The organism is Amycolatopsis echigonensis (assembly GCF_002846615.1).
In the GTDB taxonomy this organism is placed as follows: Bacteria; Actinomycetota; Actinomycetes; order Mycobacteriales; family Pseudonocardiaceae; genus Amycolatopsis; species Amycolatopsis echigonensis.
This window is the reverse complement of record NZ_PJMY01000003.1, coordinates 2,822,702-2,848,320: the sequence shown is the minus strand read 5'-3', so window position 1 is coordinate 2,848,320 and position 25,619 is coordinate 2,822,702. Positions and strand designations below refer to the sequence as shown.

Sequence of the window (25,619 nt, the reverse complement as noted above, 5' to 3'; positions counted from 1 at the left end):
TTCTCTTGCCCGAAGGCAGGTTCACCCCTGCGAAACTGCGTCGCGTCCTGGCGGCCACGTGCGCTCGGCTCGGTCTCGACCCGGCCGGTGCGCGGCTGCTGCGGTTCACCAACAACGCGGTTTTCGCGTTGAACGGGGCACCGGTCGTCGTCCGGATCGTCGGCTCCATGAGACTGCGCCACCGCGTCGGCACGGTCGTGCGCGTGGCCGAGCATTTCGCCCGGCACGGCGTGCCCGCGGTCCGGTTGCTGGCCGGGGTCGAGCAGCCGCTTGACGTGCACGGACACCCGGTCACGGTGTGGGAGCTGGTGCCGTTCGCCGGACCGCCGCCGACGCCTGCCGACCTGGCCGGACTGCTGCGGCGGGTGCACGCGCTGCCTCCGCCGGACGGTCTGCCCGAATGGGACCCGCTGCGGTCGATCGAGGCCAGGGTCGCCGACGCCGAGGAACTCACCGCCGCCGACCAGCGGTTCCTGCTGGAGCGGTGCGCCGAGGTGCGGGACCGGCTCGACACCCTGGATTTCCCGCTGGCCAGGGGATTCGTGCACGGCGACGCGCATCCGGGGAACGTGCTGCCCGGCCCGGACGGCCCGGTGCTGTGCGATTTCGATTCCTCGTGCGTCGGTCCGCCGGAATGGGACCTGACGCCGCTCGCCGTCGGCCGCGAACGGTTCGGTGACCCGCCCGCCCGGTACGCGGAGTTCGCCGCGGCCTACGGCTTCGACGTGACGGCCTGGCCAGGGTTTTCGGTGCTCCGGGCGGTGCGCGAGCTGAAGCTGACGACGAGCGTGCTGCCGATCCTGCGCAGTCATCCGCCGGTGCGGGCTGAACTCCGCCGTCGGCTGGCCGACCTTCGCGCGGGCCGGACGGCCACCGCGTGGACGAGATACCGTTGAGCAGGATTCTGCACGTGCATTCGCCGACTGCAGATGACCGTTCGCCGCTTTCCGTCGATGGCTGACGAGGTATCGCTGCGCAGCGATAATTCGGTCCGGCAGATCGCCCCAGTTAGCGTACTGCTAGTCCCATTGTGCAAGTTGCGGCTACCCGCCGTCACCTTGGACGGTCAGGACACCGCGACCGGGGCCCGGGTCAGCACCACGGCGAACCCGAAGGCGAGGCCCATCACGGTCAGTTCGAGCGTGGCCCACGAAGCGAGCGCCGTCCGCTGGTGTCGCACGATGCGCGGCATCAGCCGCCACCGCAAGTTGGCGGCCAGCAGCGCGATCGCGCCGGTGCACAGCACCTTCAGCAGCATCAGCTGGCCGTACGGAGTGGTGAAGACGCCGGCCCAGAAGCCAATTGTCGGATTGGCCAGGATTTCCACGATGCCGTTGAACAGACCGGTCACCGCGGAGAGCACCAAGCACAGCGTCGCCAGTTTCGAAAACCGCGGCAGGGCGTGCGCGAGCAGCGTCCGGTTGGCGGCGAGCAGCACGATCATCGCGCCGAGGCCGCCGCACCAGGCGACCGCGCTCATCACGTGCAGCTCCATCGAGATCATCGTGTAGTCGTGATAGGCCCAGTTCGACGCGTGGCCGGTGACCGGCAACGGCAGCAGCGCGAACATCCCCAGGCCCACCCGCACCTCGGCGGGCACCTTCTCGCCCTTGCGCAACGCGACGAACCCGAGCGCGGCGTGCAGCAACGCGAGCACCGCGACGATGACCAGCGCCTTGCCCGCGCCGACCTCGGCGATGTAGCTGCCGAGGTCGCCCGCGGTCAGCATCCGCTTGCCCGGTTTGTACTCCGCGGTCTGCAGGATCAGCGCGACCACCGCGGTCGCCGCCCAGATCAGCGCGGCGGCGACGGCGGCGGGCCGAGCCCGGCGCATCACCGGTTCGGTGAGCTTCGGCCGGTCGTAGCCGACCAGAACGGACAGCAGGGCCAGCCCGATCGTCGCGACCGCCGCCAGATCCAGCAGCACCCGCACGATCGGGATGGCCGCCGAGACCACCTCGCTGGGTTCCACCACGCCCGGAATGGGCGAGGACGCGGTGAGCGCGATGCCGATCAGCGCGCCCAGCAGTCCCGCGACGACCACGCAGGCGAGCGTGGCCCAGCGGACCGCGGAGGTGGTCTCGGCTCGCGTCACTGGTCCGCCTTGTCCGATCCGGGATCGCGGCCGGTGCGCAGCGCGACGGTGAGGCCGATCGCGAGCAGCACCACCGCACCGGCGATCCACACCCAGATCGGCACGCCGCTCGACGACGAGGAGTCCGCCGGGGCCGACTGGGCGGGAGCCCCGGCCGCCTTGGCCGCGGCGCCCTTGGCCGGCGTGCCGTTGCCCGCGGTGGTGAGGGTGAACGGGATCTCTCCGGACACCGGGTGCCCGTCGGCGGAGAGGACCCGATAGCCGACGGTGTACTTGCCCGCCGGGCCGAGCGGCCGCAGCGGCGCGCTGAGCACGTTGTTCTCCACCGTCACCGGGCCCTCGGCCCACTGGCTGCCGTCCGGACCGGTCACCGCGATCTGGTTGACGTCGGCGTTCTGCACGTACTGGTCGAACGTGAGCGTGACCTTCGCCGGTCCCTTGGCGACGGACGCGCCGCTGGCCGGATCGGAGTTGATCAGCACGTTGTGTGCCAGCGCCGGGGTGGCCGTGCCGAGCAGGGCCACCCCGGAAATCGCCAGCGCGAGAAGCACTTTACTCATCCGGCCAAAAGTAGGCCGACCCCCGCGCGGCACGTAACTCGTGCTGTGAAGCCATTCGGCCGTGGCTGTGGCCGGATGAGTAAAGATCGGCACAGTACGCATTACTTGGTTCCTTCGGTCTTTCCGGTGGCCGGGCGGCGGGAACGCAGCACCGCGCCCGCGCCGACGCCGAGTCCGAGCGCGCCGACGACGAGTCCGGCCCCGCCGAGCCAGCGCGCCGTGTCGTCCGACGCCGACGCGGCTTCGGCGTTCTCCCCGGCGGCGGTGGTCTGCGCGTGGCCGCCGTGCTCCGAGGATTCGGCGGCGGCGAGCTTGATCGTCGGGGCCGGGTGCTCCGGCTCCTCGCCGCTGGGCGGGGTGGGCTGGTTCCAGTCCACCACTTTGCCACCCTCGTAGGTCTGGACGGCCGGGAATTCGAGCTGGTCGACATTCGCCGGCAGCGGGCCGCCGCTGATCTCGAACTCCTGGAACTCGGTGGAGCCGATCTTCGTGCCCGGCTGCGCGGTCCAGACGACCTTCGTGACCGCCTCGGTGATCTTCGTGCCGGACGCGGTGGTCACCGGCTGCGGCAGCTTCGACTTGGTGACCTCGGCGGTCCAGCCGGGGATCGGCTTGGTGCGGATGTTGCCGATGCCGTAGTCCGGTTTGACGTCGATCTCGACCTTGACGGTCCCGAGCTTCGCGTCCTCGTTCGGGACGCGGAAGAAGATCGTGCCGTAGCCGCCCTTGGCCGGCTGGTCGCCGTAGACGTTGGCGGTCACGTGCGCGGACGCGATGCCGGCGCCGAGCAGGCCGGTGGCGGCGACGGTCGCGGCGAGCACGCCGGCGCGACGGAAGACATGGTGGGACACAAGTGCTCCTGAACAGGGATGAGCCGACGGAGGCAAGGGCCTGCGCCGGAAAGAGGAAAGGGAGTGGTCAGCGGCGATCACGGGGATCGACGCTCACGAGAAGTTCAGGAACACCCAGGCGGCCCGCGCCGCCCGCGCACGCGCCGCAGGTCAACCGTCAGCAACGGCACCGTCCCGGCTGCCCGCGGTCGCGCGACCCCAGCTGCCGCCACCGGCACCGGCAACGGCCGGACCAGCAGCGGGAGGATCACCCGCAGTACGTGCAGCACCGCGAGCAGCATCGCGTCCGCCCGCGCCAGCACCAGCGCGGTGAGCAGGGTCGCGACGGCGTGCGCCGCGGTCATCGCCCAGCCGTCCGGCGCGGCCGCCGCACCGCTCGGCTCGTGCCCGGCGAGCGTCGTCAGCACCAGGTGCATGACCAGCTGACCGCCGCCGAGCACGACGACGGTGCCGAGCGGTCCGCGTGCCCGGCCGGCGAGCGCGGTGGCGATCCAGCCGAGGAGGCCGGTCAGCAGGAGGGTGAGCGCGGGATCCGGCAGCCCGCCGTCGGCGGCCGCGTGTGCGGTGACGGCGAGTGACGCGGAGCTCAAAGCGAGCAGTCCGCCGCGGACAGCGGCGAGTGCGCCGCGGTGCCGGGCCGGAGTGCTCATTCGGGCAGCTTAACGGCACTCCGCTGGGTGACTGAAGCGTCCCGAATGGTGAGCACCTGCGGAAAACGCACAGGTGGGCGGGTCTCGATCCGGTAAAAACCGTTCGGTGGAGCCGGGTGCTTCGGTTGCCGACCCCTGGCTGATGCGAAACGGTGGGTAGTCACAACCGAGAAGTGGGGGTTTCGACCGTATCCGTTCTGGGTAGTCACCCTGCCGACTGATGGGCTACTCCGAACGGGTGACGTCCGGGGCTCGCGAGCTGGCGGGAGAACGAATACGGATGAACCTCTTCGAGTACATCTCGGACCGGTGGGGAAGGCTGCTGCTCCAGGCGTGGCTGCACACCAGCATGGTCGTGCAGTGCACGATCCTCGCCGCGATCCTGGGCGTGCTGATCGGCATCGCCGTCTATCGCAGCCCCATCGGCTCCGCCGTCGCCACGGCACTGGCCAGCACGATCCTCACCGTCCCGTCGTTCGCCCTGCTGGGTCTGCTGATCCCGCTGTCGGGCCTCGGCTCCACCACCGCGGTGATCGCGCTCGTGCTGTACGGCCTGCTGCCCATCGTCCGCAACACGATCGTCGGCCTCGACGCGGTCGACCCGGCGATCACCGACGCCGCCCGCGGCATCGGGATGAGCAGGCTGTCCGTGCTCACCCGGGTCGAACTGCGGCTGGCCTGGCCGGCGATCCTCACCGGCATGCGGGTCGCCACCCAGATGCTGATGGGCATCGCGGTGATCGCGGCCTACGCCAAGGGACCCGGCCTCGGCGCGGAGGTCTTCTCCGGCCTCACCAACGCCGGGAGCACGAACTCCCTCAACCAGGCCCTCACCGGCACCGTCGGCGTCGTCATCCTCGCGCTGGTGCTCGACGGCATCTACGTCCTGATCAAGCGATTCACCATTTCTAGGGGTGTCCGTGGCTGAGCACACTGCGACCGAAGAAGAAAACGTCTCCGGCGTCGAGATCGAACTGGACCACGTCACCAAGCGCTACTCCGGCACCCGCGCCCCCGCCGTCGACGACTTCTCGATGGTCGTGCCCGCGGGCAAGATCGTGGTGTTCGTCGGCCCGTCCGGCTGCGGCAAGACCACCACGATGCGGATGATCAACCGCCTGATCGAACCGACATCCGGCCGCATCACCATCGGCGGGCAGGACGCGCTGAAGCTCGACGTGGACACCCTGCGCCGCCAGATCGGCTACGCGATCCAGCAGGCCGGGCTGTTCCCGCACTTCACCGTCGCGCAGAACATCGCCGTCGTGCCCGGCCTGCTCGGCTGGGACAAGAAGAAGGTGACCGCGCGGGTCGAGGAGATGATGGACCTGGTCGGGCTCGACCCGGCCGATTTCCGCGACCGCTACCCGCGCCAGCTGTCCGGCGGGCAGCAGCAGCGCGTCGGCGTGGCCCGCGCGCTCGCCGCCGACCCGCCGGTGCTGCTGATGGACGAGCCGTTCGGCGCGGTCGACCCGATCACCCGCGGCAACCTGCAGGACGAACTGCTGCGGCTGCAGACGGACCTGAAGAAGACGATCGTCTTCGTCACGCACGACTTCGACGAAGCGGTCAAGCTAGGCGACCGGATCGCGGTGCTCGGCAACCAGTCGAAGATCCTGCAGTACGACACCCCGGAGTCGATCCTGGCGAACCCGGCGGACGACACCGTCGCCGGTTTCGTCGGTGCCGGCGCTTCGCTCAAGCAGCTGACGCTGCTGCGCGTGCGCGACGTCGAACTGCAGCAGGACGCGCTCACCACGACGATCGACGAATCGCCCGCCGACGTGCGGGAGAAGCTGAGCAAAACGCGCAAGCCGTTCGCGCTGGTGCTCGACCACCGGCGGCGGCCGATCCGCTGGGTGCACGTGCGCGAGCTGACCAACGCCACCTCGCTGGGTTCGGTCGGCAAGCCGCTGCGCGACATCGTGAGCCTCCAGTCGACGCTGCAGGACGCGCTCGAGGCGATGCTCGCCGAAGGCGGTTCGGTGCCGGTCACCGGTCCGCGCGGCGAATACGCGGGCACGATCAAGCTGGACACGGTCATCTCGACCATCCAGCAGCTGCGCGACGAGCACGCCGACGATCACCTCGAGGAGCACGCCGACGAGGACGGGGCCACGGCATGACCGCTGCCGTCGATACCGGTTTCAGTACCGAGTCAGGCTCTCGCCGCGCGGAACGCGTCCGGCTGTTCGCCCAGCCCGCCGCGGTCGTGCTGATCGTCGCGGCCACGCTCGCCTGGGTGTTCGCCAGCGGGCTCACCGCGACCGAAAAGGAAACCCTCAACGCCGAATCGCTGCTCACCGCGCTGCGCGACCACGTGGCGATGACCCTCGTGGTCACCGCGATCGTGGTGCTGGTGGCGGTGCCGCTCGGCATCGTCGTGACCCGGCCGTGGGCGAAATGGCTCGCGCCGGTCTTCCTGGCGATCGCGAACATCGGTCAGGCCGCGCCCGCGCTGGGCGTGCTGGTGCTGTGGTTCATCTTCACCGGCGCGGTCGGCGGGCTCTGGGTCGCCGCGCTGCCGCTGGCGTTCTATTCGCTGCTCCCGGTGCTGCGCAACACGATGGTCGGCATCCAGCAGGTGGACCCGTCGCTGATCGACGCCGGCCGCGGCATCGGGATGTCGGCGTCGAAGGTGCTGTGGCGGGTGGAATTCCCGCTCGCCGTCCCGCTGATCCTGGCCGGCCTGCGCACGTCGCTCGTGCTGGCGGTCGGCACCGCGACGTTCGGCATGTTCGTCAACGCCGGAGGGTTCGGGCTCCTGATCGACACCGGCTACAAGCTCAACCTCACGAAGGTGCTGATCACCGGTTCGGTGCTGGCCGTCGCGCTGGCGCTGCTGGTGGACTGGCTGGGCGCGGTCGCCGAGCAGTACTTCGGACCGAAGGGACTGCGCTGATGAAGGTCCTGAAAAAAGCGGGCGCGCTGGTCGGCGCGGCCCTGCTCGCCGGGACGCTCTCGGCGTGCGGCCTCGACGTCAACACCTCGATCCCGTTCAAGATCGAACCGGGTTCGATCCGGCCGATCCCGTCGCTGCAGGGCGTGCGGGTGGTCGTCGGGTCGAAGGACTTCACCGAGAACATCATCCTCGGCTACATGGCCGAAATGGCGCTGAGCGCGGCGGGCGCGGACGTCATCGACCTCACCGACATCAAGGGGTCGAACTCGTCGCGGCAGGCGCTGCTCAACGGCCAGACCGACGTGACCTGGGAGTACACCGGCACCGGCTGGATCAACTACCAGGGCAACGAACTGCCGGTGCCGGGCGGGGAGAAGGCGCAGTACGAGGCCACGAAGAAGGCGGACGCGGAGAAGTACGGCGTCACCTGGCTGAACTACTCGCCGCTCAACGACCAGTACGCGTTCGCCACCACCGAGGCGTACGCGGCGAAGAACAACCTCAAGTCCAACTCGGACCTGGCGAAATTCCTCGCCTCGCATCCGGACCAGAACCGGTTCTGCCTGGAGACGGAGTTCACCAGCCGCCAGGACGGGTTCCCGGCGGCGGTCAAGGCGTACGGGTTCAAGAACCCGAAGATCGAGAACTTCGGGATCGGCACCATCTACTCGGCGGTGGCCAACGGCACCTGTCCGGTCGGCGAGGTGTTCACCACCGACGGCCGGATCTCCGGGCTCAACCTGCGCGTGCTCGACGACGACAAGAAGGCGTTCCCGCAGTACAACGCGGCGGCGACACTGCGCACGGAGTTCCTGAACCAGCACCCGGACATCCGCGGTCCGCTGGAGAAGGTGGCGGCGGCGCTCGACAACAAGCAGATGGTCGAGCTGTGCAAGAAGGTCGACGTGGACGGCAAGGACGCCGGCACCGTCGCGCACGACTGGATGCTCCAGAAGGGCTTCATCAAGTAGCGCGGGCAGGCAGCGGAGAAGGGCCCCTTGAGTTCGCTCAAGAGGCCCTTCTCGGCTTTTCAGATGCCCAAACGGTGCAGCAGCTGGTCTTCGAGCCGCTCGAGTTCGCCGGTCACCGCGCGGTGCGCGGCCTTGCGCCGAGCCGCGGGCATGCGCTCGGCGGCGCGCACCGTGGCCGACAGCTGCTCCAGCGTCGACTGCGTTTCGGCGGCGAACTTCTGGTCCGCGTCGGTCGCCTTCGCCGACTTCTTCAGCTCGCCCAGTCCCTGCACGAGACCCGCGATCCGGGCGTGCAGCCCCGCGCCGCGGCCGGTGTACTCGCCGAGCTGGTCGACGGCGACGCCCAGCTTGCGGGCCTGGTAGCGGTCGTACGCCTCCCGCGCCGCGCCCGCCGCGCGGACCGCGTACGGCGCTAGCACCGGCAGCACCGCCGGTCCGAGCACCTTGGCCACCGCGACCGCGTTCTTCGCCTTCTTCGGGGTGATCCGGGCTTCACCCTCGTCCTGCTTGGCCTTGTCCTGCTTGGCCTTGCGCGCCATGGCCGTTACCTCCCACGCCTTCTCCGCATGAACTTACTGGTCCCCGACGTGACGGGCATGTCGGCTCGCGCGGGGAATGTCGTACCCACGATCTATTGTGATCGCTATGGGAGACGAGGTGTTGCTCGACGCGGGAGCGGTGAGCCGTTGCCGCCGCCGGGTGCACCTGGAACACGACCCGGCGATGCGCGACGTGCCGCTGCCGCCGCCGGATCCGACCGCGCAGCAGCGCATCGACGACGCGACCGCGCACCGCGAGGAAATCCTCGAACAGCTGGTCGCGGCGTCAGGGCCGGACGCGACCTGGGCGCGGGTGCCGCGCACCCTGCCCGCGGGCGAGCGGGTGCGGCTCACCGAGCAGGCGTTCGGCGAGGGCACGCAGTACATCTGGGGTGCCCTGCTGCCCGCCGACCCGGTCGGGCACCGGCGCGGCGGCATCGACCTGCTGGTGCGCGTCGGCGACGGATACGTGCCGGTGCTGGTGGTCCGGCACCGGATCACCGACCGCGGCCAGGGCGCTCCCACCACCGCGATGACGGAGCTGGACCCGGCGCGCCGTTCGCCGGACGAACTGCGCAAGGTGCGTTCGCAGCCGCGGGACCAGCTGCGGCTCGCGCATCTGCGGCGAATGCTGGAGACGTACGGCAAAGCGGCGGCGGGGCGCGCGCTCGGCGGCGTGATCGGTCTCGACGCTGACGTCGTCGTATGGCACGACCTCACCGCGGGCACCTGGCCGGGCGGCCGCAGCGCGCTGGACGAATACGACGCGCGGTTCGAGGACCGGCTCGCCGTGGCGACGGCGGCCGCGACCGGTGCCGAAGCGCTGGCCGCGCCTTCGCGAGTGCTGGAGTGCCGGAGGTGTCCGTTCTGGGCCACCTGCGAGGTCGTGCTCACCGAAACCCGCGACGTGAGCCTGGTGGTGCGCGGTGAGGACGCGGGCGAGCTGCGCCGCGTCGGAGTGTCCACTGTGGACAAGCTGGCCGCGCTGGACCCGGCCGCCGAGCCGCCGCCGATGAACTGGACCGGCGGCACGTTCTCGGACGCGATCATGCTGGCCAGGGCGTGGCTGGCGGATCTGACGGTGGTGCGCCGCACGCCGACGGTCGAGGTGCCGCGCGCGGACGTCGAGGTCGACGTGGACATGGAGAGTTTCGGCGATTCCGGGGCTTATCTGTGGGGGACGCTGCTGTCCGGAGTGGACATCGGCGTGCCGAGGGGCTACCGGGCGTTCGCGACCTGGGAGCCGTTGCCGACGGTCGACGAGGCCCGGTCGTTCGCCGAGTTCTGGGCTTGGTTCACCGACGTGCGGGAGCGGACTCTGGCCGCCGGGCTGACTTTCCGGGCGTATTGCTACAACGCGCTCGCGGAGAACCGGTGGCTTTTCGGGTCCGCCGAGAGGTTCGCGGAGCACCCCGGGGTGCCGGAGAAGCGCACCATTCAGTCCTTTGTGGACTCTGACGAGTGGGTGGACCTCTTCCGCAGCGTGACGGATCAGTTCCTGTGCTCGCGGGGCAAGGGGCTGAAGGTGATCGCGCCGGTGGCCGGGTTCGCCTGGCGGGATCCGGAGGCCGGCGGCGAGGCGTCGATGCGGTGGTACCGCGACGCGGTCGGCATGGACGGCGAGGTCCCCGACGACGACCAGCGCGAGCGGCTGCTGCGCTACAACGAGGACGACGTGCTGGCGACCAAGGCCCTGCGGGAGTGGATGAGCGGGCGGGCCCAGGACGAGGTCCCGTACATGCTGGACATCTGATTTTCCGGTGCCGGTTTGCTCGTCGCCGTTTAGTGCGCTTCCGCATATACTCGTCGGCGAGTACTCGGTTACGAGGAGGTCGGGCTTGAAGCGGCGGAAGGTGTCCAACTTGCTGGGCCTCGCCGTGCTGGCCACGGTGTTCGAGCGGCCGATGCATCCGTACGAAGTCGCCACGCTCCTGCGGGAACGCGGCAAAGAAGGCGACCTGAAGATCAAGTGGGGCTCGCTCTACACGGTCGTCGGCAACCTCGAGAAGCACGGATTCCTCGAGGCCGTCGAGAACGTGCGGGACGGGGCCCGGCCGGAGCGGACGGTGTACCGGATCACCGAGGCGGGCCAGGCCGAGCTGGAGGATTGGATCGCCGAACTGCTCGCGGTGCCGGACCTGGAGCCGACGCGGTTTCACACCGGCCTGTCGGTGATGCTGGCGCTCGGGCCGGATGTCGTCGACGAGCAGCTGCGGCATCGGGTCGGCGAGCTGGAACGGATGATCGGCGAACGCGTCGAGTCGCTGGCGGAGATGCGCGCTGAGCTGCCGCGGCTGGTCCTCGTCGAGGCGGAGTACCAACTGGCGATGTGGCGCGCGGAGGCCGAATGGGTCCGCGGGCTGCGCGAGGAACTGGCCACCGGCGGGATGCCGGGGGTCGAGGAATGGCGGCGCTACCGGGAAACCGGGGAGCTGCCCGACATGGCCGCCTTCGTCGCGAACGAAGGCGAATAAAAAGGTCCCGGAGGAGGTGCTGGCACACCGCCCCCGGGACCGGGAACCGTCGAACTGGAACCGCGAGTGCGGAAACCTGTCCTCAGGCCGCGCTGACAAGGATACGGGGCACCCCTCTCGCGGCTCCGGTTCGGTATCCGCCGAACAGGGAGAAGAACATGGGGAACACCCAGGTCAAACGCCATCGCACGAAACTGCTGCCGGAGATGGAGGGTCCGATCGCCCGGGCCTACGCACGCGGGCGGGGCACCGAACCGCAGCTCGTGCAATACCGCGAATCCGCCGAAATGCTGGCCGCGGACCTGGCCGAGGGCGCTGACGTCCTCGAGGTCGCGCCCGGTCCGGGTTTCTTCGCGTCAATGTCATGATCTTGGTGTCCGGCAGGGTTCGCTCGTTTCTTCGCTGCCCCAGGCGACTGGTGGCTTGTCCTGATGTGCGGCCCCGCCGGACACCCGCTGGGCGAGGATGTGGCTTCATAGGAGCGCGCCGCAGGCCCGATTGACGCGTGCCCGCCTCGCCCGATGGTGTCATCGGTCTGCGAGGAAAGGGAACCCGGGTTGAGCATGGTCGTGATCGGTGTGGATGCGCACAAACGCAGCCACACGCTGGTAGCCGTTGACGGGATCGGCCGGAAGCTGGCCGAGCGGACGGTCGGCACCACCAGCGAGGACCACTTGAAGATTGTGGAATGGGCCGGCCAGTGGCCGAACGCGCGCTTCGCGGTCGAGGATTGCCGGCATGTCACACGCAGGCTGGAACGTGACTTGCTGAGCGCCGGGTGCGCGGTGGCGCGGGTGCCCACCCATCTGATGGCCGCGTCCCGTCGCAGCGGGCGCGCGCCCGGGAAGTCCGACCCGATCGATGCGTTGGCAGTGGCGCACGCGGCTCTGCGCGAGCCAGACCTGGCCGTCGCGCAGCTGGATGGGCCGACTCGCGAGGTGAAGCTGCTGGTCGACTACCGCCACAACCTCGTCGAGCAGCGCACGGAGCTGATCAATCGGTTGCGCTGGCACCTGCACGAAATCGACCCGAACTTGCATGTCCCCGCGCGTGGTCTGCGCCGTTACTGCGTCATCGATGAGTTGGCCCGCCGCCTGGCCGGCCGCGACGGTCTTGTGGCGCGCATCGCCCGCGAACTGCTGGCTCGCTGCCGGGAGCTCACGATGCAGATCAACGCCCTGGAGCGTGAACTGCGTGACCGGGTGCGCGTCCTGGCGCCCACGCTGCTGGAAGTCCCCGGCTGCGGGGTTCTGGGCGCCGCGGTTATCCTTGGGGAAACGGCTGGGGCGCAACGGTTTCGCTCGAAGGACGCTTACGCCCGGTTCAGTGGAACCGCCCCGATCCCCGTCTGGTCGGGCAGCAGCTCTGGCAAGGTCCGGCTCAATCGCGGCGGCAACCGCACCATCAACTGCGCCCTGCACATGATCGCCATCACCCAGGTTCGAGGCATCGGACCGGGCAAGGACTACGTCGACAAGCTCCTCGCGCGCGGCAAGACCCGCAAAGAGGCCATCCGCCTGCTCCGGCGACGGCTCTCCGACGTTGTGTTCCGCGCACTTCTGGCCGACGAGCACCGTGCCGCGCCGGCCAAGCGGCCGACCACAACCGAATCTGCACCGCTGCCGCAGGCGGCTTGACATAGGGGCTTGACATAGGAGCATCGTGGAACTTGCCCGTACGGGTCGCTGCACGGTGACCGGGCTGGACGTCAGCCGGACGTTTGTCCAGCTAGCCAGGGAGTACGCACAGGAACAGGGCGTCCCGGTGGACTTCCGCCGCGGCGACGTGGCGGCGATGCCGTTCGCCGACGGATCGTTCGACTTCCTGATCTGCCAGGCGGCGTTCAAGAACTTCGCCGACCCGGTGGACGCGCTCGACGAAATGCACCGGGTGCTGCGGCCGGGCGGCGTCGCGCTGGTGCAGGACTTGAGCAAGAGCACCACGGACGCGGAGCTGGACGCCGAGGTCGCGCGGATGAACCTCGGGCCGGTGGCCGCGTTCACCACCGTCCGCACCCTCCGCGGACTGCGGCGGCGGGCGTACACGCCCGAGCAGTTCAAGGCGACCGTCGCGGAGAGCAAGTTCCGCACCTGCGAGGTGACCCCGGACGGGATCGGCCTCGAGGTGCGGATGCGCAAGGAGTGACTCTGGCGAGTGGCTGTGCCGTCGAGGGGGCGGCACAGCCACTCGCCGGCGGGTCAGCGCGGGGCCATCCGCAGCGAGCCGTCCATGCGGATGACCTCGCCGTTGAGGTAGTCGTGGTCGATCAGCGACAGGGCGAGCTGGGCGTACTCGTCCGGCCGCGCCAGCCGCTTCGGGAACGGCACCCCGGCGGCGAGCCCGGCGCGGAATTCGTCGCTGACCGTGGCGAGCATCGGGGTGTCGACGATGCCGGGGGCGATCGTCAGCACGCGGATGCCGTGCGAGGCGAGGTCGCGCGCGGCCGGCAGCGTCATCCCGACCACGCCGCCCTTGGACGAGGCGTACGCCACCTGCCCGATCTGGCCGTCGAACGCGGCGACGGACGCGGTGTTGATGATGACGCCGCGTGCGTCGTCGGCCAGCGGTTCGGTCTTCGCGATCGCCTCGGAGGCGATGGTGACCACGTTGAAGGTGCCGATCAGGTTGATCTGGATGACCTTCGCGTACAGCCCGAGGTCGTGCCTGCCCTTCTTGGACAGGATGCGCGCGGACGGCCCGATGCCGGCGCAGTTGACCACCGTGCGCAGCGGTACGCCCGAGCCGGCCGCGGTGTCGACGGCGGCCTGCACCTGGTCCGGGTCCGTCACGTCGGCTTCCACGTAGGTGACGCCGTCGACCCGCTCGGCCTTCTCGATCGAGGGCGCGAGGTCGAGGGCGAACACGCGCGCGCCTTTCGCGGCCAGCGCCTTGGCGGTCGCGCCGCCGAGTCCGGACGCGCCACCCGTCACGAGCGCTGCGGTGTCGGTGATCTGCATCTTCAGCCTTCCTCCTGCTCTCGGGTGCCGCGGTGCACCTCCGCGCCCAGGTTAACGCTCGTTCGCACCCCTGCCGGAGTGTGCCGCCTCACCCGCTGTCGTCGCGAGGAGTATTCGGCCCCGACCGCTTCCGTTAGCACTGAGGTCAACTCCGGCTGTCACCTTCAGCGTCATGAGCTCAGCTCGGATCGTGGTGGTAGGGACGGGATACGTCGGATTGACCACGGGGGCTTGTCTCGCGAGCCTCGGGCACCGCGTCACGTGTGCGGACGTGGACGTCGCGAAAGTGAACCGGCTGTCGGCCGGCCGCGTGGACATCCTCGAACCAGGACTGGCCGAATTGGTCTCCCGCGGACTGGCGAACGGACGGCTGTCGTTCGTCGTCGGCGCGCGGGAAGCCGTGCGCAGCGCGGAGGGTGTCTTCCTCTGCGTGCCGACGCCGATGGGCGCGGGCGGGTCCGCGGATTTGCGCGCGGTGGAGGCGGTGACCGCCGAGATCGGCGACGTGCTGCCGCCGGGCTGCGCGCTGATCACGAAGTCGACAGTGCCGGTCGGCACCGCGAAACGGATCCAGGCGATGGTCGGCCGCGACGACGTGCCGGTCGTGTCCAACCCGGAGTTCCTGCGCGAAGGCACTGCGGTGCAAGACTTCCTGAACCCGGACCGGATTGTGGTCGGTTCGGATTCGCACGCGGCGGCCGCGTGGGTCGGGCAGTTGTACGGCGATCTCGCCGCCCCGGTCGTGGTCGCCGACGCGGCGAGCGCGGAACTGGTCAAGTACGCGGCGAACTGCTTCCTCGCGCTCAAACTGTCCTATGTGAACTCGATCGCCGAGCTGTGCGAACGGCTCGGCGCGGACATCGACCTGGTCACCGAGGGCATGGGCTACGACCGGCGGATCGGCCGCACGTTCCTCAAGCCCGGCCCGGGTTGGGGCGGTTCGTGCCTGCCCAAGGACACCAGCGCGCTGGTCAAGGTCGCGGAGTCGGTGGACTACGACTTCCGCATGCTGACCTCGGCGATCGACGAGAACATCGCCCAGCGCGACCGCATCGTGGCGAAGATCGCCGGCGCCTGCGGCGGAACGCTGGCCGGCGCGCGGATCGGCGTGCTGGGCCTGGCGTTCAAGGCGGGTACCAACGATCTGCGCGATTCTCCCGCGCTCGCAGTGTCTTCGGTGCTGGGTGCGCTCGGCGCGGAGATCACCGCGTACGACCCCGCGGTGTCCGGCGGGATCGCCGGGATGACCGTCGTGGACGATCCGTACCAGGTCGCCAAGGACGCGGATGTCGTTGTGGTGCTTACCGAATGGGCCGAGTTCCGCAATCTCGACTGGGTGGCGATCGCGGACGCGATGGAGGGCGACGACGTCGTCGACACCCGCAATCTCCTTGACCCGGGGATGATTCTCGACGCGGGGCTGTCGTGGCAGGGCGTCGGACGCCCGCGTGCGGCCCGGCGGCGGGTTCCGGTTTCCTGATCGGAGATCCGCCCGTCTTGCGCTATGCTCTTCGGCGGCATCGCGTGCCGGTCACCGGCTGGGTGAGGCATGGAGGTGCTGGGATGCCTTCTGGAGGCATTGCTTCGTGTCCGCTTCTCTTGAACTGAATCACCTCATGGTCCCGTCCCGGGACAACCGGGAATCCGCCGAATTCTTCGCGAACCTGCTGGGTTTCGAGATCGGCGAGGAATGGGGCCCGTTCGTCCCCGTCGAAACCAGCAACGACGTGCGGCTCGACTTCGCCACGGTCCCGGACGCCGATCGCAGACTGCAGCACTACTGTTTCCTCATCCCCGAGGACGACTTCGACGCGTTTTTCGCGCGGCTGAAGGAAACCGGCATCGCCTACCACGCCGGACCCGGCGGGCAGGGGCCGGGCGAGATCAACCACAACCACGGCGGCCGCGGCGTGTATTTCCTTGACCCGGGCGGAAACGGGATCGAGGTCATCACACAGCCGTACGAGCCGGAGCGGAAGCGGCCCGCGCGCTGGTAAGTCCTGTGTAGACGGACGGCGGGCGGGTCACCGCGGAAGCGAGGCCCACCCGCCGCCCGCGGCCAGCAAGGTCCGGACGCTCTCCGCGTGGTCGGAGAACGCGGCCAGGTCGGCGTGCAGCATGGCGGCGCGCTCGGAATCGAGCGGGTCCGTGTCGTCGCGCCACAGTCCGAGGGTCCAGTTGGCGGCCAGGAGCATCGAGCGCACCAGCCCGGCGACCGCGGAGTCCGGCTGGTCGTACGCGGCGAGGATTTCGTCGCAGGCGGCGAAGCACCGTTCCAGTCCGCGGACTGCTTCGGCGGGTGTCCCGTCCCAGTCCGGTCCCGGCCAGGCGGACGAGCGCAGCGCGAGCCACAGCTGCCAGCCGGCAGTCAGTTCGGCTTCGTTTCGGGGCGTCCAGTGCGCGGCCATCTTCCGAGTGTGCGCCCGGGCGGCCGGTTTGCCGCCCGGGTTTTGGCCGAGGTCACGTGCGTGGTTGTTCCCACAGCCAGAACTCGATCCCCTGGTCGTCGGCACAATCCGCTGTTCGGCCGTACGGCTGGTGCTCCACCTCGCCTGCCCGGCCGCCCTGCTCGCGCACCCGGCCGAGCGCGGCTTCGAGGTCGTCGACGGCGAACATCAGCTTCCAGCCGGTCTGAAGTTCCGTCCCGCCCCACAGCCCGCCGGGCAGGCCGTCGCCCTCGATGCGCCACGCGGTCGGCAGGCTGCCCTGGCTGAACTGCCAGCCGAGCACCGCGCCGTAGAACGCCTTGGCTCGGACGTCGTCAGGCACCTGGAAGGTGAAGTATCCGGCCTCGCCGTGCCGATACGTGCGGCCCCCGGGAGTGCTCGCCCGCGGTGCGGCCTTCCCGACCAGCCAGCGCTGGCCGTACGGGTCGCGGATGACGCCGTTCAGTCCGTAGCCGCGGTCTTCGACCGGCCGCAGCTGTTCCGCGCCCAGTTCCACCGCCCGCCGCACCGCTTCCCGCGGGTCCGGCACCTCGACGCGCACCAGCGCGCCGCCCTCGGGAGCGACGACATTGCCCAGTTCGGGGAATTCCTCGGCGAGCATCAGCACGCTGCCGCCGATGGCCAGTTCGGCGTGCCCGACCCGGCCGTCGTCCATCACGATCGGCTCGGCCCGGCGCTGGGCGCCGAACACCTCGACGTAGAAGTCGAGCGCGGCCCGGGCGTCCGTCACGACCAGGTAGGGCGTGAGCGCGCCCGGCTGGGCCTCGATTTCGGTGGTGGTCATGTCCGCTCCGTTCAGGATCAGGCGGCGGAGGTCGTCCCGCAGCTGCTCGGCGAAGGCCGGATCGGGGTCGGCCGGAGTCGAGGGCAGTGCGAGCGCGTCGAAAGGTTCAGGCATCGCGTCCCTCCTTCTCCTGGTAGCCGCGGCGAAACGCGGTTTTGGCCCGCGTCAGCAACGCCTCTGTCGCATGGATGGTCCGGCCGAGATGCGCGGCGACGTCGCGCACCGGAAGGCCGTCGACGTAGCGCAAGGTGAGCACCGCCCGATGCGAGACCGACAGCGAATCGAGCACCTGCCGTGCACGCAGGGCGTCGAGTTGCTCGTCCCAGGGATCCTCGACGTCGTCTTCGGCGTCGTGCACGAGCCGCAGCCCGCGCTGTTCCCGTTCGGCGCGCCGCCAGTGGTCGGCCAGTTTGTGCCGGGCCACCCCGATCAGCCAGGGCGTGCTCACCGGCGGCGCGTGCTCCTTGCGGCAAGCGGCGACCGCGCCCAGGAACGTCTCCGACGTCAGTTCCTCCGCCAGCACGCGGTCGCCGCACCTCGCGAGCAGGTAGCCGTAGACCTCCGGCAAGGCCGTCTCGTAGAGGCCGAGCAGCGCGAAGGCCGGGTCTGGCTGCACCCGAGGTTCCGTCACATCTCCATCGTCGTCCGGGAGCGGAGTTTTCCGTCGGACGACTTTCTCAGCGGGGGTCGGGCAGTTTCCGCGCCAGCCCGCTCACCAGCAGTGCCAGCGCCGCCAGGATCCCGATGACCAGCACAAACGCACCCTGATAGCCCAGCACGCCGGGCACGCTCAGGCTGGCGAACAGGCTGCCCAGCACCGCGACGCCCAGCGCCAGCGACGTCTGCTGGGTCGTGGTCAGCACGCCGCCGCCGACACCGGCGAGGTCGGCGGGCACCCGGGACAGCACGACCCGGAACAGGGTGCTCATCGCGAGCCCGTTGCCGACGCCGATCAGCACCATCGCCGGGGCCAGCTGCCAGATCGACAGGTCGGGCCACTCCAGCAACGCGGTTCCGGCGAGCGCGAGCAGTCCGACAGCGAGGATCAGCCCGCCGATCGGCACGATCTTGCGGCCGAACCGGGTCACGAGGTGGCTGCTGACCAGCGACGTCGTGAAGTACGCAACCGCCATCGGGGTCAAGGCCAGTCCCGCGCCGAGCGGGCCCAGGTGCAGGCCGTTCTGCAGGGTCACCGCGTAGACGAACATGAACGAACCGAAGGTGCAGAAGAACGGCACCGCGACAGTCAGGCCGTGTCGCACGCTCGCGGTGCGCAGCAGGGCCGGCGGCAGCAGCGGGGTGCCGCCGGCGGCTTCGAGCTTCCGCTCGACGCGGGCGAAGCCGTACGCCGCGAACGGGAAGAGCACCAGCAGCGCGATGCTCCACCACGGCCAGCCGAGTGCGCGGCCTTCCATGATCGGGATCAGCAGCGACAGCAGCGAAACGGCCAGCAGCGCGGTGCCCCAGCGGTCGACGCCGAGCGGGTTGCTTGCCCGGCTGTCCGGCACCGTGCGGCGCGCGAGCAGCAGCCCGATGAGCCCGATCGGCACGTTGACCAGGAAGATCGGCCGCCAGCTCAGGTCCCACAGGTTGGCGGCCACCAGCGCGCCGCCGAGCAGCTGCCCGATCACGGTGGCGATGCCGCCGGTCGCGCCGAAGAGGCCGATCGCGCGGGAGCGGCGTTCGCCGGACGTGCCGGCCTGGATGATCGACAGCACCTGCGGCAGCAGCATCGCCGAAGCCGCGCCCTGTGCGACGCGCGCGATGACCAGCGTGGCGGCGTCCGGGGCGACGCCGCAGGCCAGCGAGGTGAGCGTGAACAGGATGAGGCCGAGCAGGAAGAGCTTGCGCCTGCCGAAGGTGTCGCCGAGCCGTCCGCCGAGCACGAGCAGCACCGCGTACGCGATGCCGTAGCCCGCGACGACGAGTTCGAGCGTCGCGGTGGATGCGTGGAGGTCGGCATCGATGGTGGGCAGGGCGACGTTGACGATGAAGAAGTCGATGATCGGCAGTGCCGCCCCCAGCAGCACGGTGATCAAGCCGGCGGACGTGAGTCCGGTCCTCGCCGGCGTCCCGACGGCGGCGGTGGCCGTTGCCGGGGCGGTGGTGGTAGTCGTCATGAGTACTACGTTCCGCTGAGGCAAACCCTGGTACCAGGTGTGCTTTTATCCTGGTACTGCGACTACCTGGTAACAGGGTCGGCGGTGTGCTTCCCTGGTATTCGTGACCACTGGCATCGAAGACCGCCTGCGCCGGACCGAGCTGGGAGAGTTCCTCCGCAACCGGCGCGGCCGCATCACGCCCGAGCAGGTCGGCCTGCCGATCGGCGGCCGCAGGCGCACGCCGGGGCTGCGCCGCGAGGAGGTCGCGCAGCTCGCCGGGGTGGGCGTCACCTGGTACACGTGGCTCGAACAGGGCCGCGACATCAACGCGTCCGAGCAGGTGCTCAGCGCGATCTCCCGCACGTTGCGGCTCGATCCGCACGAGCACGTGCACCTGTTCACCCTCGCCGGCGCGCCGGAGCCGGTCACCGAGAAGAAGAACTGCTCCGCGATCACCCCGTCGATGCAGGACATGATGGTCCAGCTGGAGCCGTTCCCGGTCGCGGTCCGCAACGCGCGCTTCGACGTGCTCGGCCACAACGCCGGCTACGACTGGCTGATGGGCGGCGTCGACAAGATCCCGTACGAGGAACGCAACACGCTCGTCCAGTGCCTGCTCAATCCCGAGTGGAAAGAGCGGATGGTCGACTGGGAGCAGAACGTGCCGCGGATGGTCTCGTCCTTCCGCGCCGCGATGGCCGAGCACATGGGCGAACCCGGCTGGAAGTCGCTGGTCAAACGGCTCAAGGCGGAGTCGCCGTGCTTCGCGGAGCTGTGGAGCCAGCACGACGTGAACACCGAGCAGGCCAAGAGCAAGCGGTACCTGCACCCGGAGGCGGGCCTGCTGACGTTCGACTTCACCTACCTCTACGCCGGCCGCCGCTCGGAGATCCGGATGTCGGTCTACACCCCGGCGAACGACGAGACCCGGGAGAAGCTGCGGGAATTCGTCCCGACCACGCGATAGCGCAGATGGGTCACGCCCTTGCCGGGCGTGACGTCGGGAGGGCCGAGGCGCACCGGTCCGAGCCCGAACTCGCCGAAGAACGACACCCCGCCGCCGAGCAGCACCGGCACGCCGAACGGATGCGTCCCGCCCCAGCCCGAGGTCAGGTCGAACAGCCGCCGTCCGACCACCAGCGCCCCGGTCGACTCCAGTTGCGCGCGTACGACCTTCGCGCTGGCCGGGGACATGCGCAGCGAACGTCCCGGCTGCGCGGTCGGCACCTCCTCAGCACCGCTGCCCGTCCAGCCGAAGAACAGATCGAACCCCGATTCGCCCGGCCCCGCCACGAAACCGACCAGCGACATGCTCGCCCCGGCCACTACCTCGCCCATCGCCGTCTCCGTTTCTCCGTTTGACCAGTGAACGGAGCCGCGCGAGCGTTCTCGACATACCTCGCCGCGCGTAGCCGGATCCCGCGCTCCTTGACGGACGCGCCCGACGGACTTCCCCGGTAGCTTTCGCACCATGCACTACTGGTGGCGGGCGCGGAACCCGTGGTTCGGGCGGGTGTTCCGGACCCTCGTGGTGCTCGCCTTCGTGCTCGGCGGCTCCAGCGCGTCCGGCCGCTGGCAGCACGCCCCGCACCCGCTGAGTCCGCTCGGGGCCGCGTGGCTGGCCGCGACCGTCCTCACCCTGCTGCTCGTGCACCGGTACCCACTGCCGCTTTTCGTGCTCACCGCGGCCTCGGCGTACGCGTACTACCTGTCGGCGGAGCCCGGCGGACCGGTGATCATCGTCCCCACCATCGCGTTGTTCGTGCTTACCCGGCGGAAGGGTCCGGTGGTCGCCGGGAGCACTGGCGCGACCGTCCTCGTGGCGGCGTACGTGGTCCACATCGTCGTTGCGCAAACGTTTGCGGTCAGTGCGTGGGCGTTGTTCGCCGTGGTCTGGATGTCCGCCGTGATCGGTATCGCGACCGCGGTCCGGTTCCAGTTCGCCGCCGTCGCCGCGCGGCGCGAGCAGGCCGACGAGCACCGGCACCGGATGGCCGAGCAGGAGCGGCTCCGCATCGCCCGCGAGGTGCACGACGTGGTCGCGCACAGCCTCGCCATGATCAACGTCCAGGCCGGGGTTGCCGCACACGTCGCGGATCGGCGGCCGGAGCAGGCGAAAGAGGCGCTGCTCAACATCAAGGCGGCCAGCGCGTCCGCACTCAACGACCTCCGCGCGACGCTCGCCGTGCTGCGTTCCGGCGAGAACCGCGCGCCCGCGCCGAGCCTTGCCCAGGTCGAAGAGCTGCTGGACCACGCGCGTACCGCCGGGTTGGAAGTCGAGCTCCATGGCGAAACCGGCGAGCTGCCCGCGCCCGTGGACGGCGCTGCGTACCGGATCCTGCAGGAGTCGCTCACCAATGTCGTCCGGCATGCCGAGGGGGCGCAGCGCGTCGAGGTCCGCTTCGAGCGGAAGCCGGGCACGCTGGTCCTGATCGTGCGCGACGACGGCCGCGGCACCGTCCAGCCGACGCCCGGCCACGGTCTGCGCGGCATGCGGGAACGCGCGACGGCGCTCGGCGGCAGCGTCGAGGCGAGCGTCACCGGGCAGGGTTTCCAGGTGCGGGCGGAACTGCCCGTGGAGGGGGAGAAATGACCATCCGCGTCGTACTGGCCGACGACCAGGCCCTGGTCCGCGCCGGATTCCGGCTGCTGCTGGACACCGAGGACGGCTTCGAGGTCGCCGGCGAGGCGAGCGACGGCGAGCAGGCCGTCGCGCAAGCGGTCGAGCACCGGCCCGACATCGTCGTGATGGACATCCGGATGCCCGGCACCGACGGTCTCGAAGCGACCCGCCGGATCACCTCGCATCCCGACCTCACCGGGGTGAAAGTGCTGGTCCTGACCACGTTCGACGTCGATGAGTACGTCTACGAGGCGCTCCGCGCGGGGGCCAGCGGGTTCCTGCTGAAGGACACCGAACCGGTCGAACTCCTGCACGCGCTGCGCGTCGTCGCGGCGGGGGAGGCGTTGCTCGCGCCGACCGTCACGCGCCGGTTGATCGCCGAGATCGTCGGACGGCCGGAGCACCGGCGGATCGACACCTCGGCCGTGCAGGAGGTGACCGAACGCGAACGCGAGGTGCTGGCACTGGTCGCGGGCGGGTTGTCGAACGACGAAATCGCCGCTCACCTCGTCATCTCCACGGCGACCGCACGGACGCACGTCAGCCGCATCATGACCAAGATCGGCGCTCGCGACCGGGCGCAGCTGGTGGTGCTCGCCTACGAATCCGGCCTCGTCACCCCGCGCCGCGGCTCGCACTGATGAGCTAAGCCCAGAGTGTGAGTTACGCCGTGTCGGTGAACGTCCTCCCACCGTCGCGCGCCTTACGGGAAGAGCATCACATCTCAGCGAGGGGTGTGACGGAAGGAGTCCCGGTGGCGTGGGAGATCGTCGTGGTCGCCGCGCTGGGCCTGGTTTTCCTGGTCCGGCTGGTAGCGCAGCTCCGGCGGAGCTGACGGAGGCCGGCGCGGCGGCACCGCGCGGCGCACTGGCGGCTCGGCCATGCGGTCGACGCCCGATTCCGTGACGGGACGCGCCCGGTGCGCGCCGCCATTCGCGCGAGGCGCCATCGGGCGCGGCTGGTCAACGCGCGGAGCGTCGCTGGGCGGCGGAGTGCCGATCCTCGGCGGCCGCCCGTTCTGCACGGGACGCGGCCGGGGCGCCGGACGACGCGGCGGCAGCGGTTCGGCCGTAATCCTCGGGATCTCGGTGGTCACCTCGGCGGCGTCCACGAGCTGAGTGGTTTCCCCCGGCGTTTCGACCGGCGGCTCCACTGGCGGTTCGGGCGTTTCCGGCGCGGGCGGAGGCGGCTTCGGCCGGTGCGACAGCCGCCGCGCCAGCGAGTGGCTCGGCCGCTCCACGAACCGGTAGCTGAACTCGACCACCCCGAACACCGCCGGGATCACGATCAGCAGCGCGATCGGCAGCGGCACCGCCGGACGCAGCAACTGCAGCAGCACGAACGTGACCAGCATGTGCAGCAGGTAGATCGAGTAGCTGCGCTCGGACAGCATGGTCCAGATCTTGCGCTGCTTCAGCCGGTCCTCGGCGAACATGCCCATCAGGAAGCAGGTGACGGCGAAGGCCAGCGCGAGGTTGTACGAGCTGTCCACGCGACCGACGTTGATGACGTCCGCCAGCACGTACAGCGACCACGCGCAGCCGCCGTACAGCGCGCCGGTCCAGAGCGGGATCTGCTTCTTGGTCGTCGCCCAGATGATCTGGCCGATCAGCATCGCGGGCAGGTACGAGACGTTCACCGCGAACAACGACCACGACGGTCCGAGCTGGGACCGGCTCATCATCACCACGAAGACGAACGTCAACTCCACCGCGATCGCGAGCCACACCCACCGGCGCAGCAGCGGCAGCACCGCCATCAGCAGCAGGTAGAAGATGACCTCGACGATCATCGTCCAGGCCACCGGCACCAGCACGACCTGCGGGTAGATCAGGTAGTTGGCCAGCGTCGTGTTCGTGAGGACGGTGAGCGGGTTCAGCGTCTGCGGCTGGCCGGTCGACGGCGGGTGCAGGTTCACCAGCAGCAGGAACGCGGTCAGCACCACCACGAACAGCATCGGCGCGTACACCCGGATGAACCGGTTGAGCGCGAATCGCCCGGTACCCTGGCGCAGCGCGATCGGCGTCACGACGAAACCGCTGACCAGGAAGAAAAACGGCACCGCGATCTGCCCGATGCCCTGTTTCGACATGTGCATCGGATCGCTCGTGAGCGCCTCGATGAAGTCGAGATACGGGGCTTTGTCGTTCTTCGCGATGACCCACGGATGGGCGATGTGGCTGTAGAAGACCAGCAGCGCGCCGAGGCCTCGGCCGATGTCGATGAAGACGATCCGGGTCTTCTTCGGCGGCGCGGGCGAAGAGTCGGCCAGGGCAGCGGAATTCGGCTCGGCCAGCGTGCTCACCCCCGTCTTCCGCTACCGACAACCTCGTGAAGGCTACCGCTTCGCCGACCCGGCCCGGACGTACTCCCCGCAATTGGCGGCAACCGGGGGGATAAGTCACAAGACCCTTTCTGGCCTCGGATTATGCGGTCGGCAGGTACGATCAGGCAGGAATTCGTCCGGTTTCGCACGAACAGTTCAGGAGTTCGGGGAGCGTGCAGCAGTCCAGTCTCGACGAGGCCGTCGAGAGTTCGCCGTCGCTGCGCGCCGCCTTCCGCCAAGCCGCCCCGGCGATCAGCCTCTACCTGGTGTTCCAGATCGTCGCGTTCGGCGTGCTGTGGATGATGAGCTGGAAGGCCGACGTGTCGCCGGGCCGGTTCATCGCCAACTTCGACGCGAACTGGTTCCTCTCGGTCGCGCAGCACGGTTACGACCAGCCGGTCACGCTCGGCGCCAACGGGCTGCCGGTCGAGAACAGCCTGGTGTTCTTCCCGCTGTACCCGGCGACGGTGGCGTTGCTGACGCTGGTCGGGATCCCGCCGCTCGGGGCCGCGATGACGATCTCGCTGCTGGCCGGATGTGCGGCCGCGTGGGGCCTGTTCGTGCTGGGCCGCGACCTGGCCGGACCGCGCGTGGGCCTGCTGGTCGCCGTGCTGTGGTCGATCGGGCCGGGTTCGACGGCACTGCATCTGGGGTATTCGGAATCGCTGCTGATGGCGCTGGTGGCCTGGACGTTCGTGCTGCTCGCGCGGCGCGAATGGCTGGCCGCGGGCGGGCTCGCGGTGCTGGCCGGGCTGACCCGGGCGAGTTCCGGCGCGTTGATCGCGGCGGTCGGCATCGCCGCGCTCATCGCGGTTTTCCAGCGTCGCGATGGCTGGCGGCCGTGGATCGGCGGGTTGATCGCGCCGCTCGGTCTGCTGGGTTACTTCGGGTACGTCTGGATCCAGACCGGCCGTCCGGACGGCTGGTTCTGGCTGCAGAACGCCTGGCAGATGCACTTCGACTTCGGCGTCTTCACCTGGACCCAGGTCCGCGAAGGCCTCACCTCGGACCACGCAAGCTGGATCACGGTGACCGCGCTCGTCGTGCTCGCCGCGGTGGTGCTGCAGTTCTGGACGTGGGCGACGCGGCTGCCGTTGCCGTGGCAGATCTACGGCACCCTCACCGTGGTGATCGCGCTGTGCTCCTCGAACTTCTTCCAGTCCCGCGCGCGTTTCCTGCTGCCGGCGTTCGTGCTGACCGTGCCGGTCGCGCTCATGCTGGCGAAGCTGCCGAACCGGGTGCTGGCGGTGCTGCTGCCGGTGATCACCGTCGGAAGCGCTTGGTACGGAGCGTTCCTGCTGACCATCGCGCACGTGGCGCCCTGAGGCTCCACGTGCG

General features: G+C 69.8%; 28 protein-coding genes. 16 read left to right on the top strand and 12 right to left on the bottom strand.

Translation table 11 applies throughout. The features are described from left to right. The first annotated feature begins 5 nt into the window (after nucleotides 1-5). On the top strand, nucleotides 6-896 hold the full coding sequence (locus tag ATK30_RS18335) for a phosphotransferase enzyme family protein (protein ID WP_101436620.1): 891 nt from the start codon (nucleotides 6-8) through the stop codon (nucleotides 894-896). A gap of 170 nt (nucleotides 897-1,066) precedes the next feature. On the opposite strand, the gene ATK30_RS18330 is transcribed toward ATK30_RS18335, so the two are convergent. From ATK30_RS18330 to ATK30_RS18315, 4 genes are all read right to left on the bottom strand, one after another. Then, the gene (locus ATK30_RS18330; protein WP_101436619.1) at nucleotides 1,067-2,095 is read right to left on the bottom strand and encodes a copper resistance D family protein; all 1,029 of its coding nucleotides are present in this window, start codon (nucleotides 2,093-2,095) and stop codon (nucleotides 1,067-1,069) included. Further along, entirely contained in the window at nucleotides 2,092-2,655 is a 564-nt protein-coding gene (locus tag ATK30_RS18325) for a copper resistance CopC family protein (protein WP_167441944.1), read from the bottom strand. Before ATK30_RS18325 ends, ATK30_RS18330 begins: the two co-directional genes overlap by 4 nt. 101 nt (nucleotides 2,656-2,756) lie before the next feature. Next, entirely contained in the window at nucleotides 2,757-3,506 is a 750-nt protein-coding gene (locus ATK30_RS18320) for a YcnI family copper-binding membrane protein (protein WP_101436618.1), read from the bottom strand. 104 nt (nucleotides 3,507-3,610) lie between these two features. After that, the gene (locus ATK30_RS18315; protein ID WP_101436617.1) at nucleotides 3,611-4,156 is read right to left on the bottom strand and encodes a hypothetical protein; all 546 of its coding nucleotides are present in this window, start codon (nucleotides 4,154-4,156) and stop codon (nucleotides 3,611-3,613) included. Nucleotides 4,157-4,436: 280 nt separating this feature from the next. Here ATK30_RS18315 and ATK30_RS18310 point away from each other — a divergent pair, with 280 nt between their 5' ends. The 4 genes from ATK30_RS18310 to ATK30_RS18295 are packed head-to-tail and all read left to right on the top strand — an operon-like array spanning nucleotide 4,437 to nucleotide 8,029. Continuing rightward, nucleotides 4,437-5,084 (top strand): ABC transporter permease, encoded by a 648-nt coding sequence (locus ATK30_RS18310; protein WP_037806896.1) that lies wholly within the window; start codon nucleotides 4,437-4,439, stop codon nucleotides 5,082-5,084. Further along, entirely contained in the window at nucleotides 5,071-6,282 is a 1,212-nt protein-coding gene (locus tag ATK30_RS18305) for an ABC transporter ATP-binding protein (protein WP_183122803.1), read from the top strand. Before ATK30_RS18310 ends, ATK30_RS18305 begins: the two co-directional genes overlap by 14 nt. Then, nucleotides 6,279-7,058: an ABC transporter permease gene (locus ATK30_RS18300; protein WP_101436616.1), complete on the top strand. Its 780-nt coding sequence runs from the start codon at nucleotides 6,279-6,281 to the stop codon at nucleotides 7,056-7,058. The genes ATK30_RS18305 and ATK30_RS18300 overlap by 4 nt, the downstream gene beginning before the upstream one ends. Further along, a complete protein-coding gene (locus ATK30_RS18295) occupies nucleotides 7,058-8,029 on the top strand; it encodes a glycine betaine ABC transporter substrate-binding protein (RefSeq protein WP_101436615.1) in 972 nt (323 codons plus the stop codon). The genes ATK30_RS18300 and ATK30_RS18295 overlap by 1 nt, the downstream gene beginning before the upstream one ends. A gap of 59 nt (nucleotides 8,030-8,088) precedes the next feature. Here ATK30_RS18295 and ATK30_RS18290 read toward each other — a convergent pair whose 3' ends face one another. Further along, a complete protein-coding gene (locus tag ATK30_RS18290) occupies nucleotides 8,089-8,568 on the bottom strand; it encodes a DUF6474 family protein (protein WP_101436614.1) in 480 nt (159 codons plus the stop codon). A gap of 106 nt (nucleotides 8,569-8,674) precedes the next feature. Here ATK30_RS18290 and ATK30_RS18285 point away from each other — a divergent pair, with 106 nt between their 5' ends. From ATK30_RS18285 to ATK30_RS18265, 5 genes are all read left to right on the top strand, one after another. After that, nucleotides 8,675-10,321, top strand: a complete 1,647-nt coding sequence (locus ATK30_RS18285; RefSeq protein ID WP_167441943.1) for a TM0106 family RecB-like putative nuclease — start codon at nucleotides 8,675-8,677, stop codon at nucleotides 10,319-10,321. 85 nt (nucleotides 10,322-10,406) lie between these two features. Next, complete coding sequence (locus ATK30_RS18280) at nucleotides 10,407-11,042, top strand: PadR family transcriptional regulator (protein ID WP_101436612.1); 636 nt, start codon at nucleotides 10,407-10,409, stop codon at nucleotides 11,040-11,042. A gap of 158 nt (nucleotides 11,043-11,200) precedes the next feature. Beyond that, nucleotides 11,201-11,410: a hypothetical protein gene (locus ATK30_RS18275; protein WP_244194648.1), complete on the top strand. Its 210-nt coding sequence runs from the start codon at nucleotides 11,201-11,203 to the stop codon at nucleotides 11,408-11,410. Nucleotides 11,411-11,605: 195 nt separating this feature from the next. After that, complete coding sequence (locus ATK30_RS18270) at nucleotides 11,606-12,679, top strand: IS110 family RNA-guided transposase (protein WP_101434552.1); 1,074 nt, start codon at nucleotides 11,606-11,608, stop codon at nucleotides 12,677-12,679. 25 nt (nucleotides 12,680-12,704) lie between these two features. Continuing rightward, nucleotides 12,705-13,187, top strand: coding sequence for a class I SAM-dependent methyltransferase (locus ATK30_RS18265; protein WP_244194647.1), 483 nt, complete (start codon nucleotides 12,705-12,707; stop codon nucleotides 13,185-13,187). A 53-nt stretch (nucleotides 13,188-13,240) separates the two neighbouring features. On the opposite strand, the gene ATK30_RS18260 is transcribed toward ATK30_RS18265, so the two are convergent. Continuing rightward, nucleotides 13,241-13,999, bottom strand: a complete 759-nt coding sequence (locus tag ATK30_RS18260; RefSeq protein WP_101436611.1) for an SDR family NAD(P)-dependent oxidoreductase — start codon at nucleotides 13,997-13,999, stop codon at nucleotides 13,241-13,243. A gap of 172 nt (nucleotides 14,000-14,171) precedes the next feature. Here ATK30_RS18260 and ATK30_RS18255 point away from each other — a divergent pair, with 172 nt between their 5' ends. Then, nucleotides 14,172-15,479 carry a UDP-glucose dehydrogenase family protein gene (locus ATK30_RS18255; protein WP_101436610.1) on the top strand — a complete coding sequence of 436 codons (1,308 nt, stop codon included), beginning with the start codon at nucleotides 14,172-14,174 and terminating at the stop codon, nucleotides 15,477-15,479. Between the two features lie 136 nt (nucleotides 15,480-15,615). Then, nucleotides 15,616-15,996: a VOC family protein gene (locus tag ATK30_RS18250; RefSeq protein ID WP_101436609.1), complete on the top strand. Its 381-nt coding sequence runs from the start codon at nucleotides 15,616-15,618 to the stop codon at nucleotides 15,994-15,996. 27 nt (nucleotides 15,997-16,023) lie between these two features. On the opposite strand, the gene ATK30_RS18245 is transcribed toward ATK30_RS18250, so the two are convergent. From ATK30_RS18245 to ATK30_RS18230, 4 genes are read right to left on the bottom strand one after another with little or no spacing between them, the layout of a single operon-like run. Further along, the gene (locus ATK30_RS18245) at nucleotides 16,024-16,407 is read right to left on the bottom strand and encodes a hypothetical protein (protein ID WP_167441942.1); all 384 of its coding nucleotides are present in this window, start codon (nucleotides 16,405-16,407) and stop codon (nucleotides 16,024-16,026) included. Between the two features lie 52 nt (nucleotides 16,408-16,459). Then, nucleotides 16,460-17,344, bottom strand: a complete 885-nt coding sequence (locus ATK30_RS18240; protein WP_101436607.1) for a VOC family protein — start codon at nucleotides 17,342-17,344, stop codon at nucleotides 16,460-16,462. Beyond that, complete coding sequence (locus ATK30_RS18235) at nucleotides 17,337-17,861, bottom strand: RNA polymerase sigma factor (protein WP_101436606.1); 525 nt, start codon at nucleotides 17,859-17,861, stop codon at nucleotides 17,337-17,339. Before ATK30_RS18235 ends, ATK30_RS18240 begins: the two co-directional genes overlap by 8 nt. A 46-nt stretch (nucleotides 17,862-17,907) precedes the next feature. Continuing rightward, entirely contained in the window at nucleotides 17,908-19,350 is a 1,443-nt protein-coding gene (locus ATK30_RS18230) for an MFS transporter (RefSeq protein WP_101436605.1), read from the bottom strand. A gap of 103 nt (nucleotides 19,351-19,453) precedes the next feature. Here ATK30_RS18230 and ATK30_RS18225 point away from each other — a divergent pair, with 103 nt between their 5' ends. Then, entirely contained in the window at nucleotides 19,454-20,299 is an 846-nt protein-coding gene (locus ATK30_RS18225; RefSeq protein WP_101436604.1) for a helix-turn-helix transcriptional regulator, read from the top strand. Here ATK30_RS18225 and ATK30_RS18220 read toward each other — a convergent pair. Next, complete coding sequence (locus ATK30_RS18220; RefSeq protein WP_101436603.1) at nucleotides 20,236-20,670, bottom strand: hypothetical protein; 435 nt, start codon at nucleotides 20,668-20,670, stop codon at nucleotides 20,236-20,238. The two genes, ATK30_RS18225 and ATK30_RS18220, sit on opposite strands and share 64 nt — an antisense overlap. Before the next feature lie 133 nt (nucleotides 20,671-20,803). Between ATK30_RS18220 and ATK30_RS18215 the strand changes: the two genes are divergently transcribed. Then, nucleotides 20,804-21,925 (top strand): sensor histidine kinase, encoded by a 1,122-nt coding sequence (locus ATK30_RS18215; protein ID WP_101436602.1) that lies wholly within the window; start codon nucleotides 20,804-20,806, stop codon nucleotides 21,923-21,925. Beyond that, nucleotides 21,922-22,596 carry a response regulator gene (locus ATK30_RS18210; protein WP_101436601.1) on the top strand — a complete coding sequence of 225 codons (675 nt, stop codon included), beginning with the start codon at nucleotides 21,922-21,924 and terminating at the stop codon, nucleotides 22,594-22,596. The genes ATK30_RS18215 and ATK30_RS18210 overlap by 4 nt, the downstream gene beginning before the upstream one ends. 83 nt (nucleotides 22,597-22,679) lie before the next feature. Here the strand turns inward: ATK30_RS18210 and ATK30_RS18205 are convergent, their stop codons facing one another. Then, complete coding sequence (locus ATK30_RS18205) at nucleotides 22,680-24,260, bottom strand: acyltransferase family protein (RefSeq protein ID WP_101436600.1); 1,581 nt, start codon at nucleotides 24,258-24,260, stop codon at nucleotides 22,680-22,682. 194 nt (nucleotides 24,261-24,454) lie between these two features. On the opposite strand from ATK30_RS18205, the gene ATK30_RS18200 reads away from it, so the two are divergent. Then, nucleotides 24,455-25,606 carry a glycosyltransferase family protein gene (locus tag ATK30_RS18200; RefSeq protein WP_101436599.1) on the top strand — a complete coding sequence of 384 codons (1,152 nt, stop codon included), beginning with the start codon at nucleotides 24,455-24,457 and terminating at the stop codon, nucleotides 25,604-25,606. The last annotated feature ends 13 nt before the right edge of the window (nucleotides 25,607-25,619 follow it).